14 protein-coding genes and 1 pseudogene are annotated in these 17,585 nt (G+C 71.3%); 13 read left to right on the forward strand and 2 right to left on the reverse strand.

Annotated elements, in window-relative coordinates; all coding sequences use genetic code 11:
- From KME75_RS30425 to KME75_RS47000, 7 genes and pseudogenes are all read left to right on the forward strand, one after another.
- A partial coding sequence (locus KME75_RS30425) for a hypothetical protein (protein ID WP_219418357.1) occupies positions 1–501 on the forward strand: 501 nt, incomplete at its 5' end.
- Positions 502–545: 44 nt separating this feature from the next.
- Positions 546–2,231, forward strand: coding sequence for an FAD-dependent monooxygenase (locus KME75_RS30430; RefSeq protein ID WP_219418359.1), 1,686 nt, complete (start codon positions 546–548; stop codon positions 2,229–2,231).
- A 31-nt stretch (positions 2,232–2,262) separates the two neighbouring features.
- Entirely contained in the window at positions 2,263–2,871 is a 609-nt protein-coding gene (locus KME75_RS30435; RefSeq protein ID WP_219418360.1) for a VOC family protein, read from the forward strand.
- Positions 2,872–2,987: 116 nt separating this feature from the next.
- Positions 2,988–3,194 carry an amidohydrolase family protein gene (locus KME75_RS30440; RefSeq protein ID WP_219418362.1) on the forward strand — a complete coding sequence of 69 codons (207 nt, stop codon included), beginning with the start codon at positions 2,988–2,990 and terminating at the stop codon, positions 3,192–3,194.
- Positions 3,191–3,577, forward strand: a complete 387-nt coding sequence (locus tag KME75_RS30445; protein ID WP_219418363.1) for a nuclear transport factor 2 family protein — start codon at positions 3,191–3,193, stop codon at positions 3,575–3,577. The genes KME75_RS30440 and KME75_RS30445 overlap by 4 nt, the downstream gene beginning before the upstream one ends.
- A gap of 52 nt (positions 3,578–3,629) precedes the next feature.
- A pseudogene (locus KME75_RS46995) lies at positions 3,630–4,529 on the forward strand (amidohydrolase family protein); the annotation flags it as partial.
- 400 nt (positions 4,530–4,929) lie between these two features.
- Positions 4,930–5,400 carry an alpha/beta fold hydrolase gene (locus tag KME75_RS47000; RefSeq protein WP_372452705.1) on the forward strand — a complete coding sequence of 157 codons (471 nt, stop codon included), beginning with the start codon at positions 4,930–4,932 and terminating at the stop codon, positions 5,398–5,400.
- Between the two features lie 384 nt (positions 5,401–5,784).
- Here the strand turns inward: KME75_RS47000 and KME75_RS30465 are convergent, their stop codons facing one another.
- Entirely contained in the window at positions 5,785–6,219 is a 435-nt protein-coding gene (locus KME75_RS30465; RefSeq protein ID WP_308283244.1) for an aldose epimerase family protein, read from the reverse strand.
- A gap of 940 nt (positions 6,220–7,159) precedes the next feature.
- On the opposite strand from KME75_RS30465, the gene KME75_RS30470 reads away from it, so the two are divergent.
- Complete coding sequence (locus KME75_RS30470) at positions 7,160–9,259, forward strand: YyaL domain-containing protein (protein ID WP_219418367.1); 2,100 nt, start codon at positions 7,160–7,162, stop codon at positions 9,257–9,259.
- Positions 9,256–10,401, forward strand: a complete 1,146-nt coding sequence (gene dgoD / locus KME75_RS30475) for a galactonate dehydratase (RefSeq protein ID WP_219418368.1) — start codon at positions 9,256–9,258, stop codon at positions 10,399–10,401. Before KME75_RS30470 ends, dgoD begins: the two co-directional genes overlap by 4 nt.
- A gap of 716 nt (positions 10,402–11,117) precedes the next feature.
- On the opposite strand, the gene KME75_RS30480 is transcribed toward dgoD, so the two are convergent.
- Positions 11,118–12,140: a LacI family DNA-binding transcriptional regulator gene (locus KME75_RS30480; protein WP_219418370.1), complete on the reverse strand. Its 1,023-nt coding sequence runs from the start codon at positions 12,138–12,140 to the stop codon at positions 11,118–11,120.
- A 143-nt stretch (positions 12,141–12,283) separates the two neighbouring features.
- On the opposite strand from KME75_RS30480, the gene KME75_RS30485 reads away from it, so the two are divergent.
- From KME75_RS30485 to KME75_RS30500, 4 genes are all read left to right on the forward strand, one after another.
- Positions 12,284–13,639: an ABC transporter substrate-binding protein gene (locus tag KME75_RS30485; RefSeq protein WP_219418372.1), complete on the forward strand. Its 1,356-nt coding sequence runs from the start codon at positions 12,284–12,286 to the stop codon at positions 13,637–13,639.
- A 16-nt stretch (positions 13,640–13,655) separates the two neighbouring features.
- Positions 13,656–14,627 (forward strand): carbohydrate ABC transporter permease, encoded by a 972-nt coding sequence (locus tag KME75_RS30490; protein ID WP_219418374.1) that lies wholly within the window; start codon positions 13,656–13,658, stop codon positions 14,625–14,627.
- Positions 14,628–14,764: 137 nt separating this feature from the next.
- Entirely contained in the window at positions 14,765–15,526 is a 762-nt protein-coding gene (locus KME75_RS30495; protein ID WP_219418375.1) for a carbohydrate ABC transporter permease, read from the forward strand.
- A gap of 48 nt (positions 15,527–15,574) precedes the next feature.
- Complete coding sequence (locus KME75_RS30500; protein WP_219418377.1) at positions 15,575–17,242, forward strand: GH39 family glycosyl hydrolase; 1,668 nt, start codon at positions 15,575–15,577, stop codon at positions 17,240–17,242.
- The last annotated feature ends 343 nt before the right edge of the window (positions 17,243–17,585 follow it).

The raw sequence follows: 17,585 nt of genomic DNA on the forward strand, positions 1-17,585 counted from the left end.
GACCCGCATACCTTCGTCCGTGACCGCCCCGACCGGGCCAGCCCGCGGGCCACGAAGAAGGCCGGCGACTTCCCCGCCCGCAAAGATCAACCCCGTGTCGTCCACGTCACCCGCCGCATCCAACTCCCACTGCCTCCGACAGCGGTCACCGACCTAACGCAAGGCCATTGGCCGCAGAACCTGCGGGAGTACGACCCCGAGTGGGGACGGGCATTCGTGTCGGGTTCGGCGTCGGTGAGCTGCGACCACGCGACCATGCTCGCCCGGGTCACGGTGCCAGTGCTGCTCACCCACCACTTCCGGGCCGTCGACGAGCAGACCGATCGGCTGACCGGGGCCCTGTCCGACGTCCAGGCCCAGCGGGTCCGGCAGCTGGTCACCGAGGCCGGCCAGCGGCTCGACTACCGCTCCTTCCCCGAGATGCCGCACTCGATGCACGAGCACGATCCGAAGCGCTACGTCGAGACGGTGCTCGACTGGGTGTCGACGCTCGACCGCTGAGCGGAGCTTGCGCAGCGAACATCAGCACTGAGGAGCCCGAACACGTGAGCAGCAACCAGGACGACGTCCGGTCCCGCCCCGCGGCCGCGAACAGGTTGCCCGGGACGACCCAGGTCCTGATCGCCGGTGGGGGACCGGTAGGCCTGGCCGCGGCGGTCGAACTCGGTCGGCGGGGCGTCGAGTGCGTGGTCGTGGAGCCGCGCACGACCGTCTCGCGGGCCCGCCCCCGGTGCAAGACCGTCAACGTCCGGACGATGGAGCACCTGCGCCGGTGGGGCATCGCCGACCGTCTGCGGGCGAGCGCGCCGCTCCCGGTGTCCTGGTCGTCCGACATCGTCTTCTGCACCTCGTTGGCCGGCCGGGAACTGTCCCGCTTCACCGGGGTGCTCGGTCTCGAGATCGGTGACCGTTCTCCCGAACCGGGCCAGCAGTGCCCGCAGTACGTGCTCGAGGAGCTCCTGCGCGACGTCGTGGACGAGCTGGATCCGTGCACGCTCGTCACCGGGTCCTCGGTCGTCGGGATCGACCAGGACGCCGAGCGGGTGCGCGTGGCGGTCCAGGACCCGGACGGGCGGCGGAACGTGATCACTGCCGACTACGTGCTCGGCTGCGACGGCCCGCACAGCACGGTGCGGGAGCAGATCGGGTCCGAGTACGTCGGCCAGCACGCGTTGCGTCCGAACTTCGGGATGGTCTTCCACGCCCCCGGCCTCTGGAACCACGTCCGTCACGGCCGTGCGGTGCAGTACTGGACCGTCAACCCGGATGCGCCCGCCCTGATCGGCCCGATCGACCGGACCGGCACGTGGTGGCTCATCGCCTTCGGGGTCGACAGGCAGACCGGAGAGCGACAGGCGAGACAGCTCATCGACGCGGCCGCCGGCCTGCCGGTCGACGCGACGGTCCTCTCCACGGATCCGTGGACCGCCCGGATGCAGCTCGTCGACCGCGCCCGGCACGGACGGGTGTTCCTCGCAGGCGACGCCGCGCACCTTAACCCGCCCTTCGGCGGTCACGGCCTCAACACCGGTATCGGCGACGCCGTCGACCTCGGATGGAAACTCGCCGCGGTGCTGCACGGCTGGGGCGGCCCGGCGCTGCTGGACAGCTACGAGGCCGAGCGTCGTCCGGTGCAGGACAGGGTGATCCGCGAAGCGGAGCAGAACATGCGGACCCCCTCCATGGAGCTGCTCACCGACGATCTCGACCGGGACGACGCCGCCGGTGAGCGTGCCCGCCGTGCCGCCCACCTCCGCATCCAGGAGACCAAGGCGGCCGAGTTCCACGCCCTCGATCTCGTGCTCGACACCGTCCATCGGGACTCGCCGGTCATCGTCTCGTCAGCCCCGGCCCGCGTCGGGGAGGACGCCGATCCGGCCCGCCCGGGCGCACGGCTTCCCCACCGGTGGCTGTCCGCGGGCCGCTCGCTCCACGACGTGCTCGGCCCGGGTCTCACGCTGCTGGTGCTCGCCGACCGCGCGGGCCCCGTCGACGCCCTCACCGACGCTGCGCGCTCCCGCGGCGTTCCGCTCACCGCGGTCGACCTGAGGGCTGCGGCGCTGTCGCCCCGGCTCGGCGCGGCCCTGACCCTCGTCCGCCCGGACCAGCACGTGGCCTGGTGCGGAGATCAGCTCCCCGCGGATCCGGCCGGCCTTCTGGACGCCGTGTGCGGCTTCGCCCGAGGCCGGTTCCCGCAGCCGACCCCGCCCGTCCCTCGCTACGCCCCCTGAGAAACCGTCGAACACCCTGGAGGAAGAGGCCATGACCACCGACCGACGCGACACGCCCATCATCGCGCCGAAGATGCACCACGCCACGTTCCTGACGCTCAAGCTCGACGAGATGGTCGCCTGGTACCGAACCGTCGCGGGCATGACACCGGTGCACTACAGCGAGGCCGCGGCGTGGCTGACCAACGACGAGGCCAACCACCGGATCGCGCTCATCTGCCATCCCGCGGTCAAGAAGGCCGTCGACAAGCCGACCAGCACCGGCCTGCACCACACCGCGTTCGAGTACGCCTGCTTCGACCAGTGGCTCGACAACTACATCCGGCTCCGGGACCACGGCATCGTGCCGTTCATGTGCCTGGACCACGGCATCACCATGTCGATGTACTACGCGGACCCGGAGGGCAACGGCGTCGAGATCCAGTTCGACTGCTTCGGCGATTGGGCCGCGTCCAAGGAATGGATGTGGGCCGCACGCGAGTTCGCCGAGAACCCCATCGGCGAGTGGTTCGACCCGGACAAGCTCGTGGAGGCCCGTGAGCAGGGGCTCTCCCAGGACGAGATCCACGACGGCGCGCGCAACGGCAAGTACCGACCGGAGAACCCGCCGAAGGACGTGCTGCTTCCCGAGGTCTACTGACCCGCCTTCATCATCCGCAGGTCCGATCGAGTTGATCGCTGAGGGCAGCACACCAGCGCGGCCGACAGGGCGCCCGAGTACTGCTCGCAGCGATCAACGCCCTCAGGGCGACCTACGTGGCGTTGCAGGTGACCGGGCCGGACCACGTCCTGTTCGGCACCGACTTGCCGGCCGCCCCGGAGCCGACGGTCGTGCACAACATCGAGAACCTGAGCTTCGACGGAGTCACCGCGGCGGAGCTCGCCGGCGCCGACCGGGAGAACGCGGCCCGGCTGTTCCGCCGGTTCGCCCCACGTTCCGCACCTGAAGGAGGAAACGGTTGAGCACCCCCGACACCCCGACCACCGAGCAGGTCGTCGAGCTCGAGGCCAGGCGCTACGCCGCGATGGTCGACGCCGATCTCGACACGCTCGACGAGCTGCTCGGCGACGAGGTGATCTACACCCATTCGAACGCCGCCGTCGACGACAAGGCCACCTACCTCGAGACGATGCGCAGCGGCACGCTGGTGTACCTCGCGCTCGAGCACCGCGTCGACACCGTATTCAGCAGGCCCGGCCTGGCGATCGCGTGCGGCACGATGTCGGGGGCGGTCCGGCTGCACGGCAGCGAGAAGACGCTCGACAACCGGGTGGTGGCCGTCTGGGTCGCCGACGGGCGCCGGTGGCGGCTGGCGGCGTTCCAGTCGACCCCGGTCCCGGCGTGAGCGCCACGGCTCGACCCCGACACCGACCTACCGCCCGCGCAGGAGAACCCGCATGCCGACCCCCCGCAGCACGCCCGCACCCCGGACCGCCCTGGCCGGCGTCCGCGTGTTCGACGGTCACCGACTCACCGACCCGACCACGGTGGTCATCGACGGGCCGGTCATCGCCCCTGTCGGCGCCCCCGTCAGCGGCCCCGTGCGGACCGTCGACGCCGACGGCGCTGTCCTGCTCCCGGGCCTGATCGACGCGCACGTCCACCTGAACGACCGCGGCACCCTCGAGCAGCTGTGCTCCCACGGCGTGACCACCTGCCTGGACATGGCCACCTGGCCCCCGCCACGGGTGGCGTCGCTGCGCGGACTGCGCGGACTGACCGACATCCGCAGCGCGGGCACTCCGGCCATCGGGCCCGGCGGCCTGCACGCGCGGATCCCCGGCATGTCCGACGAGGCCATCGTGCGGGCCCCCGAGGACGCCTGGCGCTTCGTCGAGGCCCGGGTGGGGGAGGGCTCGGACTACCTCAAGATCGTCCTGGAGGCGCCCGGCGAGGGCGGCCCGGACCAGGCGATCGCCGACGCCCTGGTCGAGGCGGCGCACGCGCGCGGCACGACGGTCGTCGCACACGCCGCGACCCCCGGCGCGTACACCGTGGCCCTCGACGCGGGTGCCGACATCATCACCCACATGCCGCTGGGCACGCCGCTGCTGGCCGGCGAGGTGGGCCGCATGGCGACGGCGGAACGGGTCTGCGTGCCCACCCTGACGATGATGGAGGGCATCGCCGCCGCCCGCGGGGCTGCCGAGGCCTTCGCCGCGGCGTCCCGGAGCGTCGCCGCGCTGCACCAGGCGGGCGTCGTCGTCCTCGCCGGTACCGACGCGAACGCCACGCCCGGCGTCCCGTTCGCGGTGCCCCACGGCGAGAGCCTGCACCACGAGCTGGAGCTCCTCGTCGCGGCTGGTCTGAGCCCGGCAGCGGCACTACGGGCGGCGACCTCGGAGCCCGCGCGCGCGTCTTCGGCCTCACCGACCGCGGCGCCGTCGAACCCGGCCTGCGCGCCGACCTCGTGCTCCTCGACGGCGACCCGCTCGCCGACGTCCGCGCCACCCGCGCCATCCGTCGCATCTGGTGCGGCGGCGTCGAGCACACCCCCGCCGGCCTCGAGTAGAAGGAGACGCCATGCGCTACGGACCGGACGCGCCCGAGATCACCTACGTGCCCCACGCCTTCGACGAACACACCTTCGACACCGGCGAGGTGCTGCTCAACTACGCGGTCGCGGGCAGCCCCGACCGGCCGGCACTGCTGCTCGTCCCCGCACAGGCCGAGTCGTGGTGGGGCTACGAGCAGGCGATGACCCTGCTCGCCGACGACTTCGAGGTCTTCGCGGTGGACCTGCGCGGCCAGGGCCGGTCCAGCCGCACCCCGGGCCGGTACACGGTGGACAACTTCGGCAACGACCTGGTGCACTTCGTCGCAGGCTGCATCCGACGTCCGGTGATCGTGAGCGGCCTGTCCTCGGGCGGGTCGTCTCGGCCTGGCTGTCGGCGTACGCGCCGCCGGGAATGGTCCGCGCGGCCTGCTACGAGGACCCGCCCCTGTTCGCCTCCGAGCTGCACACGTCGTGCGGCCAGTCCATCCGGCAGGCGATCGGGCCGGTCTTTGCGCTTTTCAGCACCTACCTCGGCGACCAGTGGCGCATCGGCGACTGGGCCGGCCTGCGCCGCGCTGCCCGGCACGAACTGCCCCCGCCGCTGGCCGGCTTCCTGGAGGCGGGCACGGACGGGGCCGACGGGGGCGCGGACGAGCCCCCGCAGAACATGAAGGAGTACGACCCGGAGTGGGCCCGGGCGTTCTGCACCGGGACCGCCACCGCCTCCTGCGACCACGCCCGGATGCTCGCTGCGGTCAAGGTCCCGGTGCTGCTGACCCACCACTTCCGGCACGTCGACGAGGCGACCGGGACCCTCGTCGGCGCCCTGTCGGACCTGCAGGCCCGACGCGCTGGGGAGCTGATCTCCGCTGCCGGGCAGCGGTTCGACTACCGGTCGTTCCCCGAGATGGGCCACTACCTGCACAGCATCGACCCGGCCTGCTATGTCGCAACCCTGCGCGAGTGGGTCGGCTCCCTGCCGGAGCCGGACGCCGCACCCTGATGACGTCGGCTGTCGCACGAGGGGTCCGACGGGAATCACGGCTGGTGGCTTGTCACGCAGCCTTGGCCGGTTGATCGGTCCACGTTCGGATCGATGAGTCGGTGGCGAAGTTGGCCTTGGGGTGGGCTCGGGCGTTGCGCCGGCTCCGCCGCGCACCGGGTGCGCGGCGGACGGACGTTGGTGCGCGGGCTACTTCGCCGAGAACGTGAAGATCGTCGTCGAGGTGAGGGTCTCGCCCGGGCGCAGGACCGTGGACGGGAAGTTGGCGTGGTTCGGCGAGTCGGGGAAGTGCTGGGGTCTCCAGGCAGAACGCCTCACCCTGCCGGTAGACCTTGTCGCCGATCCCGACGAGGCTGCCGTCGAGGAAGTTGCCGGTGTAGAGCTGGACGCCCAGTTCGGTGGTGTGCACGGTGAGCTCGCGGCCGCTGTGCGGGTCGGTGACGTGGGCGGCCAGGCGGAAGCCGTCCTTGCCGGGCTCGCCGAGCACGAAGTTGTGGTCGTAGCCGAGGCCGATGAGCAGCTGCTCGTCGTTCTATACGTGCCGTCCACGGCGGCGAGCAGCACGCAGTTCTGGGAGGAGTTCGACGAGACCACCATCCGCCGTGAGCTCGGGTACGCCGCCGACCTGCGACTGAACAGCGTCCGGGTGTTCCTGCAGTACCTGGTGTACGAGGCCGACCCGCACGGCGCGGTGGCGAAGTTCGACGCGTTCTGCGGGATGGCGCACGAGCGTGGCATGACCCTGCTCCCGGTGTTCTTCGACGACTGCTTCGGCCCGGAGCCCGAGCTCGGCCCGTACCCGGAGCAGCGGCCCGGCGTGCACAACTCGCTGTGGCGGCGTTCGCCCGGCCGGACGCGGCAGGGGCTGGAGCACCGGCCGCAGCTGCAGCGCTACGTCGACGCGTTCGTCGGCGCGTTCCGCACCGACCCGCGCGTGCTCGCCTGGGAGATCTACAACGAGCCGAGCCAGGAGCCGCCCACGGTAGCGCTCATGCGCGACGCGTTCGCCTGGGCGCGGGCGCAGGACCCGAGACAGCCACTGACGGCGTGCTGGTCGGGCACCTACCTGTCCGATGTCACGAACGTGCACCTGTACACGAGCCCGGCCAAGGACCCCGACGAGGTGCGGCGCATCCTCGACGCGGCCCGCAGCTTCGACCGGCCGTGCCTGGTCACCGAGTTCCTCGGCAGGCCCCACCGGGGCACGTTCGCGGAGCTGCTGCCGCTGTTCGCCGAGTACGGCTTCGGCTGGTACTTCTGGGAGCTCGTGATCGGGCGCACCCAGGTGGACCTGCCCTGGAACGTCGACGCCGCCGAGCACCCGGCCGGTGTCGCCTTCCAGGCCTGCTGTACCCGGACGGGCGCCCCTACGACCCGGCGGAGACCGACCTCCTGCGCGGGTACCCGCAGACGATTCGAGGAGCAGCGTGACCGTCGAGGTAGCGATCGTGGACGGCGCCGCCATCCTGCGCCGCGACGGCGCCGAGTACCGCGTCCCGCGGCCGGTCGCCGTCGAGCACTGGGACGGCGGCGCGACGACGCGGCACGCCGCGCCCTACACCGACGTGGACGGCGCCACGGGCCGCGGCCGGATCGTGATCGACGGCGCGGCGGTCGAGGTCGCCGACACCTGGAGCGTGCACGACGGCGCCGTACGGGTGGAGCGCAGCGTCGAGGTCCGCGGCGAGGCGGCGGGCGGGTTCCTCACCGAGCTCGGGCTGGCCCTGCCGCAGGAGCAGCTGGAAGTCTTCGCCCCCGGCATGCTCTACGGCGACCGGGACGCGATCACCGACATCGCGATCGGTGGCCGCAAGTGGCTCGCCGAGGGCGTGCGGACGATGCGGATCCGCGAGGACCGGCTGCCCGCGCCGCTGCTCGGCGTGCGGCTGCCGGACGGGGCGACCGTGGCGCTGTTGTCCGCCGAGCCGGACGGGCGCACCACGGAGGAGGACGCCACCGACGTCGGCGCGCAGCCGCGAGCGGTCGTGGACGAGGGGCTGCGGTTCGGGGCGCTCGGCCTCGTCGAGCGGGAGGCCGGTCCCGTGCTCGCCTACGCGTTCCCGGGCACGGAGGGGCCGGTCACCTACCGGGGCGCCACGTATCCGGACGGGCAGCTGCGAGCCACGCGACGCCGCTACCACCCGCTCCGGGACGGGGTGCGCCAGCAGTACACGCTGGAGTTCCGTCTCGGCGCGGGGGAGAGCCTGCCCGAGCTCGTCACCCGGTCCTGGCGGTGGGCGTTCGCCCGGCTCGCCCCACAGGTCGTCCGGCACGATCTCGCCGCGGCGCGGACCGCCCTGTTCGAGCAGGTCGCGAGCCAGGTCGTGACCAACGGCGAGCTGGCGGGCATCCCGATCGTCCGCGAGGCGACCACGGGAGGCGCCCCAGAGGCCGAGCGCGCGCACAAGGCGCATGCGCTCGTGGGCTTCTGCGGCCGAAACACCGACCTCGCCTGGTACCTGCTGCGCGAGGCGGAGCGGGTCGACGACGAACGGGGCGAGCGCTACCGCCGGCTCGGCGCCGCGGTGCTGGACTCCTTCGCCCGCCTGCCCGTCGACCCGCCCGTCGCCGAGGGGTTCGATCTGCACGACGGCACCTTCCAGGCGTCGGCCTACATCGGTCATTCCGGCACGCTGCACCTGCGTGCCCTTGCCGAGGGCGGCAAGTCGATGGCCAAGGCGTGGGCACACGAGTCCGCCCGCGGCCGCGAGCAGCCCGCCTGGCTGGAGTGGGCCCGCGGCCTGGCCGATTGGCTGCTGCGCCAGCAGCGCGCCGACGGCGGCTTCCCGCGGGCGTGGCAGCGCGGCAGCGCCGAGGTCGCGCTCGACTCGCCCGCGTCGACCTACAACGCGATCCCGTTCCTCGTCGCGCTGTACGAGGCGTGCGGGGACGAGCGCTACCGGGACGCGGCGGTGCGCGCCGGCGAGTTCTGCTGGGGCAGCGGGCACGACCGCGGTGTGTTCGTCGGCGGCACCCTCGACAACCCGGACGTCATCGACAAGGAGGCGGCCAGCGTCTCGCTGGAGGCCTACCTCGCGCTGCACGAGGTGACCGGGGACGAGCGGTGGGTCCCGCGGGCCCGCGCGGCCGCCGACACGGCCGAGACCTGGATGTACGTGTGGCAGGTGCCGATGCCGCAGACCGACCGGGTGCTGGGGTGGAAGCCCGGGGCGAGCACCGTCGGGCTGCAGCTGATCGCGAGCGGCCACTCCCTCGTGGACGAGTACATGGCCTTCGACGCGGGCAGCTTCGCGAAGCTGTACATGATCACGGGCGACGAGCACTATCGCGAGGTGGCGACGCTGCTGCTGCACAACACCAAGGTGATGCTGGCGCTGCCGGGGCGCGAGTACGACCTCGCGGGCCCCGGCTGGCAGCAGGAGCACTGGAGCCTCGCCCCGCAGCGCGGCGACGGGCTGCACCGGTTCTGGCTGCCGTGGGTCTCCTGCAGCCACCTCGAGGGACTGGCCGTGCTCGAAGACGCGGACCCCGACCTGTACGCCGAGCTGTGCAAGGAGTGCGCGTGAAGATCGCCTCGCTGACCACCTACCGGGTGGCGCCGCGCTGGTTGTTCCTGAAGATCGAGACCGACGAGGGTGTCACCGGTTGGGGCGAGCCGCTGCTGGAGGGCCGGGCGCAGACGGTGGCCGCCGCCGTCGACGAGCTGGGCGACTACCTCGTCGGGCAGGACCCGCTGCGCATCGAGGACCACTGGCAGGTCCTGACGAAGGGCGGCTTCTACCGGGGCGGCCCGGTCCTCTCCAGCGCCGTGTCCGGGATCGACCAGGCGCTGTGGGACATCAAGGGCAAGGTGCACGGGGTACCGGTGCACGACCTGCTGGGCGGCGCGGTGCGCGACCGGGTGCGGATGTACTCCTGGATCGCGGGTGACGAGCCCAGTGAGGTCGGTGAGCACGCCGCCGCCCGGATGGAGCAGGGCTTCACCGCGGTGAAGATGAACGCGGGCGGGCGAATGCGGCTGCTGGAGTCGCAGCGCCAGATCGACGAGGCCGTGGCCCGGGTGGCGGCGGTGCGGGAGGTGATCGGCCCGGACCGGGACGTCGCCATCGACTTCCACGGCCGGGTCTCGCCCGCCGTGGCCCGCGAGCTGTGCCGGGCGCTGGAGCCGCTGCACCCCATGTTCGTCGAGGAGCCGGTGCTGCCGGAGCTGTCCGGCCGGCTGCGCGAGATCTGCGCGGGCACCACGGTGCCGATCGCGACGGGGGAGCGGCTGTACTCCCGCTGGGACTTCGACGAGGTGCTGCGCAGCGGGATCGCCGTCGCGCAGCCGGACCTGTCACACGCCGGCGGGATCTCGGAGTGCCGGCGCATCGCCGCGATGGCCGAGGTGCACGGCGTGGCGCTGGCCCCGCACTGCCCGCTCGGCCCGCTCGCGCTGGCCGCCTGCCTGCAGGTGGACCTCGCCAGCCCGAACGCGCTGATCCAGGAGACGAGCCTCGACATCCACTACAACACCGGCTCCGACCACGCCGACTACCTCGTGGACACCTCGGCGTTCGAGTTCCGGGACGGGTTCATGGAACGGCTCAGCCGGCCGGGGCTGGGCACCGAGATCGACGAGAACGCGGTGATCCGGGCCGCCGAGCAGGGGCACCGGTGGCGCTCACCGGTGTGGCGGCATCCGGACGGCTCGTTGGCCGAGTGGTGATCCACACCGAACCCGGAGGCCCTCACCTACCTCAAGATCATCCGATCTCGTGTCCCGCTGTCATCAACCTCCGTGGGCAGTACAGCGAGGGAACTGAAGGTCTCGGCCTGGGAGCAGCTCCTGGCCGCTGATCCATCTGAGACGCCCTGGAGTGCCCGCGCAGGACGCTGACGTGCCTCTCGGGGCGATCACCGTGTGGTGATCGCCCCGAGCAGCACAGCAGCGCACCCGACAGCGCGACCGCGTGCGGCTCGCCCCGATCTTCGACCGGTCGCGGCGCACGCCGGCCACGCCGCCCATCGAGCCAGCACCGCCGTGTTCGCCTGGGCTTGCGGGACGGTGCTGGGCCTCGCCGACATGGTCGTCCTCGCCGGCGATCGGAAGAAGGCGGGCCGCAGCGGTGCCCACATCGACCCGCTCTGCTGCCGGCGCTGCGCGGCCGGCCGCGAGGGGCCGCGGCGGCGCAGCGGATCACCTGGCCGGCGGGGTCGTAGCGACGCTGGCTGATACTCGATCGCCGCGGCGCGCCGGGTGGCCGGCGCGAGATGTCGGCCGGCCACTCGACGGCGGCAGCCCGGTGGCCGCCGTCGTGCCCGACACCGTCGATCGGCCGGTTCAGGTGCTGTGGATCAACCCACCGGGTACCGCGACGGGCGACGGGTTGTGGCGTGGGCTGTACGGCGATTGCACGAGACTCGGGCTCCGGCGCGGATCGATCAGGAGGTGGGCGCGACCGTGGTGCTCTCGCGTTGCTCGAGCACGAAGCGGGTGACGGTGTCGCGCGGGGGGAGAGTGTCGTCCTGGCTCCGCGTCAGGAGCCGGGAGACTGCCGACCTGGCGATCTGCCGCTTGTCCGGGGAGATGGTGGTCAGGCTGGGGGTGCTGTAGCGCCCTTCGTCGATGTCGTCGAACCCGACGACGGCGACGTCCGCGGGCACCCGGAGTCCCTCGGCGAGCAGGACCCGGATCGCGCCTTGGGCGAGCAGATCGGTGGCGCAGAAGACCCCGTCCGGCGGTGGGCCCGGCGGGGCGAGCAGTTTCTGCATCGCCGCCGCGCCGTCCTTGCGGTGGTAGCCGGTCGTGGGGACGACGAGCCTCGGGTCGGGGCGAAGACCGGCGGCGACGAGGGCGTCGGAGTAGCCGGCGGTACGCAGGTTGGCGATCGTGGAGGAGCGCCGGTGCTGGGAGCCGAGGAAGGCGATGCGTCGCCGGCCGATGGCGATCAGGTGTTCCGTGGCGGCCCGCGCCGCGGCGACGTTGTCGATGCCGACGTGGTCGACGAGCCCACCGGCCGATCGTTCCCCGAGCAGCACGATGGGGGTGCGGTCCCGCCGGTTCTCCAGCTCGGCCCGGCCGAGGGAGACCGGGCTGTAGATCATGCCTTCGATGAACTGGGTGTAGGAGCCGTTGATGGCCGCCAGCTCCCGGGTCCGGTCGCCGAGCGTCTGCATGATCATAACGGTCCGACCGTGCTTCTCGGCGGCTTCCACGATCAGCCGGGCCAGCTCCGCGAAGTAGGAGACGTCCAACTCGGGTACGGCGAGACCGATGACGCGGCTGCGGCCGCTGCGCAGGCTCTGAGCGGCGTGGTTGGGTCGGTAGCCGAGTTCCTCGATGGCCTGCAGGACTCGTTCCCGGACCCCCACGCTCACGTGCGGATAGCCGTTGATGACGTTGGAGACCGTCTTGCGGGCCACCCCCGCCCGGGCCGCAACGTCGTGCTGAGTCACCGCCGCCATGCCCGTCCCCTGCCGCCCCAACTGCTCTGCAGAGTGCAGCCTAGCAGTCTTTACCACGTGGCCTGCCACGTGGTAGAAATCATGCCGGCTACCGCGCGACCTCGTTCGCCGCGTCGTCGAGTCGAGTCCCAAGGGAGGGGCGCATGACTGTCTTCTCCAGGCGCTGGCTGGCCAGCGGACTGGTCGCCGCTGCGACGCTGCTCGCCGTCACCGCTTGCACGAACACGAGCGGATCCGGCAGCGAGCCGTCGAACACCCTGAGGATCGCGGTGTGGGGGGTCAACGAGGACATCGCCAGCATCAAGGCGGCCGCCGGCGGGTTCGAGGGGCAGCATCCCGACATCACGCTGGAGTTCGTCACCGGCGACTGCGGTGCGGACTATTCCGTCTGCAAGACCCTCATCGCCGGGAACAACATGGCGGATGTGCTCGTCACCGGCAGCTGGAACTTCAACGAGATGGTCAACGACGGTGTACTCGCCGACCTGACCGACCGGATGGCCGCCGACGGCGTACGGGCCGAGGACTTCACGCCCGTCGTCGTCGAGTCGGACCGGGCCGCCAAGGACGGCCGGTTCTACGGGCTGCCGATGGGATACAACGTCCAGTCGCTGTTCTACAACAAGCAGATGTTCGCCGACGCCGGGCTCGCCGAGCCGCCGGCCGACGGCAACTACACCTACGACGATCTGCGGACCTGGGCGCGGAAGCTGACGCTCGACGCGAACGGCAACAACGCCGACAGCCCTCAGTTCGACCCGGAGAACATCGCGCAGTGGGGCTACTACAACCGTATCGCGATCCCCTCCGAACCCGGATACGCACCGGTGTTGTGGGCCCACGGCGGTGGCGTGCTCGGCGGCGACCGACGCGACCGGTGCCAGCTGGAGGAGCCCGGATCCGCGCAGGCGTTGCAGTTGCTGCAGGACATGATGTGGAAGGACCACTCGGCGGTCACGCCGCAGATGGAGCAGGAGACGCCGGGCTACCTGCGTTGGATCGAGGGCTCGGTGGCGATGCAACAGGGCTCGCACGAGCAGGTGACCATCGCGGCCGAGCAGAATCCTGAGCTTCCCTACGACATGGCCGCACTGCCGAAGGGACCGGCGGGCAACGCGACGCTGATCCAGGTGCACAGCTGGGCGGTGTATTCCGGCTCGCCGAACCAGGACAACGCGTGGGAGTTCGTCAAGTACATGGCCACCGAGGGTGCCGGCAACCAGATGGGGCTGATTCCGGCCTACCGGGACGTGGCGCAGGGCCCGAGCTTCCTGCAGGCGCCGGACGAGCCCGCCCACCTGGCGCAGGCCCAGCTCGAACCCACGTCATGGCCGCTGGCCCGTACGAACGTCGACCCGCAGGGCGTGATGGCCACGGTCACCGGGCAGGACGGCATCGAACCGGCCCTGACCGACATCATCACCAACAAGAAGCCGGCGGCGGAGGCGCTGGCCGGCGTGTGCGGCCGGATCGACGCGATCCTCGCGGCCGCGTCTTGACCGCCCGAGCCTCCTGATGCGAATGGTCAACCGCCGAGGAGCGCGACGGGATCGGCGCGAGGCGGGCACGGCGCTGCTGTTCCTGCTGCCCCAGCTGTTCGGTCTCGTCGCGTTCATCTGCGTCCCGCTGGTGGTGTCGCTCTACTACTCCTTCACCCAGTGGGACCTGGTGGCGCCGGCGCCCACCTTCATCGGGCTGGAGAACTGGCAGTACCTGCTGACGGACGTCCGGATCCCGACCGTCCTGTGGAACACCGCGAAGTTCATCCTGACCGGTACGACCAGCTTCCTGGTCTTCTCGCTGATCGCCGCGCTCGTGACCTACCGGCCCCGGCGCGGGGTGGCCGCGTACCGGGCGCTGCTCTTCCTTCCGTACGTGCTGAGCCAGATCGCCGTCGGCATCGTCTGGCGGTGGATGCTCAACAGCGAGTCCGGTCCGATCAACCAGGGCATCGAGCTGTTCGGCGCCAGTGGCCCGGACTGGCTGCTCGAGCCGGGCACGGCGATGGTGGCCATCGCGCTGGTCACCACCTGGCAGGGAATCGGGTACGGGATGACGCTCTACATCGCGGGGCTCAACGGCGTGCCCGACGCCCTGCCGGAGGCCGCCAGGATCGACGGGGCGAACGCGTGGCAGCGATTCGTCCACGTGACCCTGCCGATGATCTCACCGACCGTGCTGTTCCTCATGGTGACGTCGCTGATCGGCGCTCTCCAGCTGTTCGATCCGGTGGTCGCCATGACGACGTCCGGCGGGAGCGTCGCCACGGCCGGCGGCCCGAACGACTCGACCCGGACCGTCGTGCTCTACATGTACAACCAGATGTTCAACTACAACGAGCGGCTTTCCGGCCTGGGTTACGCGGCGGCCATCGCCTGGCTGCTGGCCCTGCTGACCTTCCTCCTGACGCTCCTGCAGCTGGCCTTCAGCCGGCGATGGGTGTTCTACGAGAACGAGCGGCCGACGCCGAAGGGGGGCGAGCGGTGACCGCGACACCGACCGCCGAACGCACTGCGGAGACGTCCCGCGGCGTCGCTCCGACCCGGCGCAGGCGGCCGTCGGGGGCGCGGGCCATGCGTTCCGGCGCCTTCCACCTGATCATGACGGTGGCGGTCCTGCTCTACATGATCCCGCTGCTGTGGGCGGTGTCGATGTCGTTGCGCACCGACGCCAACATGTTCCGGGCTGACCAGCTCATCCCGCACCCGATCACGTTCGAGCACTACCGCAACCTGTTCACGATCCTGCCGGACTTCTGGCGCTACATCGCGAACACGCTGCTGATCGCGACCGTGGGCACGGCCGGAACGCTCCTGTCCAGCTCGCTGGCCGGTTATGCGATGGCCCGCTTCCGGTTTCCGGGCCAACGGCTGCTGCTGCTGGTCATCCTGCTGACCTTGATGGTCCCGCCGCAGGTGACGCTGATCCCGCAGTACGTGATCTTCCGCAACCTCGGATGGATCGACACCCCGTTGCCGATCATCGTGCCGATGCTCTTCGGCAGCGCCTTGCCCACCTTCTTCTTCCGGCAGTTCTTCCTGACCCTGCCCCGTGAACTGGAGGACGCCGCGGCGATCGACGGCGCCGGCCGTTGGCGCACGTACTTCTCGGTGATGGCGCCGCTGGCCGGTCCGGCGTTTCTGGCGATGGGCCTGCTCTCGTTCGTGCAGCTGTGGAACAGCTTCTTCGTGAACTCCATCTATTTGCAGGACCAGGACCAGTGGGTGCTCACCCAGGCGCTGCAGAGCCTGATCGGGCGTTACAACAGCCAGTACGGCGAGATCATGGCCGGTGTCACGCTCGTGTCGCTGCCGGTCATCATCGGATACATCCTCCTCCAGCGCTGGGTGGTGCGCGGCATCGCGTTCAGCGGCATGGCCAACTGAAGAAGGGCGCACGTCGTGGAAAGACCCGGGACCGGAGTGATCGTTCACGTGGACCTGACCCAGCCGGTCGACCATCCGCTGTCGAAGTCGAAGTTCGCGGCGTTCAACAGCGGCCTCGTGCAGGCCGCCACCTATCGCCGTGACAAGGCCGCCTTCGAGGCCACCCGCCCGGAGTCGGTGCGCATCGACATCGGCTGGGGCGCGGAGTGGATGGAACACCGGCGCGCGGCGGCTCGGCGCATCGACGGCGTGATCGCGCACGACTTCACCGAGTTGGACGAGATCGGCGCGTTCCTGAACGAGATGGGCGTCCGCCCGTACTGGTCGTACTGCTATGTGCCCGCCCCGTACCGACCGCCCGGCGGGGACTGGCGCGACATGGACGAGGACCCGACGGGCTGGGTCGACACGGTTCGTGCCTACGTCGAGGGCGCGCGGACGCGCGGCGTCGTCGTCGGCTACCACGAGGTCTACAACGAGCCCGACCTGCGCGACGAGCGGACCGGCGACGCGGTCTTCTACGGCGGCGACCTCGCGGACTACCTGAACCTGTACCGGGCCGCCGCACCCGCGATCCGCAGGTCCGACCCGGCCGCGCCCATCGGCGGGCCGGCGCTCGCCTCGGTGCTGCACAACGAGCACTGGATTCCGGCGTTCCTGGACACGGTGATGGCCGAGGGGCTCCCGCTCGACTTCTTCTCGTTCCACCACTACGGCACGCACAGCGTGCGCGTCGCCGTCGACACGGTGCTCGCCCAGCTGGACGCCCGCCCGCAGCTGGCCGACGTGGAGGTCCACCTCAACGAGTACAACTCCTACCCGGTGGACTACCCCCGAGGCGGACTGCAGGACGGCCACCACCTCGCTGCCGCCATGCTCGCCGACTTTCACCGGTTCCTCGCGACGCCCGGAGTGACCAGGGTGCACTGGGCCCAGTTCCTGGACAGCGGGCACGGCAACTATTCCGGCATGGTCGACATCGACGGCGCGAGGAAGCCGGTGCTGAGCGCGTACGAGTTCTACCAGGACCTGCCCACCGACCGGCGCAGCCTCGTAGTCGAGGGCCCACCGGAACTCGGCGGCTTCGCGGCTGCGGAGCCGGGGCGGGCCGCGGTGCTGCTGTGGAACCGCGCGCCGCGCGCGCTGCGGGTCACCGGGGACCTCACCGGCTGGCCGGGTAGCGACACCGACGCCGTCCTACGGCGGATCGACGCAGACCACGACGGCACCGGCCGGGAGTCACTCGACCACGCGGACCGGTGGACACTCGACCTGCCGCAGGGCGGCGTCGCGCTGATCGAGCTGGGCCGCGCCGGCGCACCGCCGCGGCCGGCCGGGACGGTCCGCCGGGTCCGGTACCGGTACCCGCACCGGCGGGCCGGCGCATGGGCGGACTTCGAGGAGGCGACCACCACCTTCCGGCTCGGTACCGCGGCGGACCCGCACGCCGTGCCGAGCATCACGGCGGAGCTGACCGGATGCGGCTCGAGCGTCACCGTCGAGAGCTCCGTCGGCGGCGAGCTGGGCCCCGACGCCGAACTGGTCCTGCGCCTCGCCGGTCCGGCCGGATCGACCGAGATCAGGCCGGACCCGATGCGGCAGGAGTCCACGGTGGTCGACCTCGCCGCCGTGGGCGGCGGCCCGAACGTCACCGTCGGCGTGTCGTTGCACGGCGCTGCGCCGCACGCCTTCGCGACCGTCCGCCTGTCCGCCTGAACCCCACCGCCCCACGAGGAGTACCGTGCCTGCCGACATTCCCGAGCACCGCCCTCGACCCTGCTCGCCCGGAACGGCTGGCTGGACCTGTGCGGGGAATGGCGGTTCGCCTACGACGACGATGCGGGCCGGTCCGCCGGCTGGTGGCGCCGCACCGACGTCTTCGACCGGGTCATGACGGTGCCGTTCCCGCCGGAGTGCCGACGGCGTCGCCCCCTAGGCGCTTACGAAATCCCGATCGACAAGATGTTGTCTATGCCGCGGGGACAGCGACGTTGATGCCGAGGTCGCGGAAGAGGGCCTGCACGTCGACGCGGATCTTCTCGTAGTCGCGGTCGATCGG

It is taken from the genome of Pseudonocardia nigra (assembly GCF_019396355.1).
Lineage (GTDB): Bacteria > Actinomycetota > Actinomycetes > Mycobacteriales > Pseudonocardiaceae > Pseudonocardia > Pseudonocardia nigra.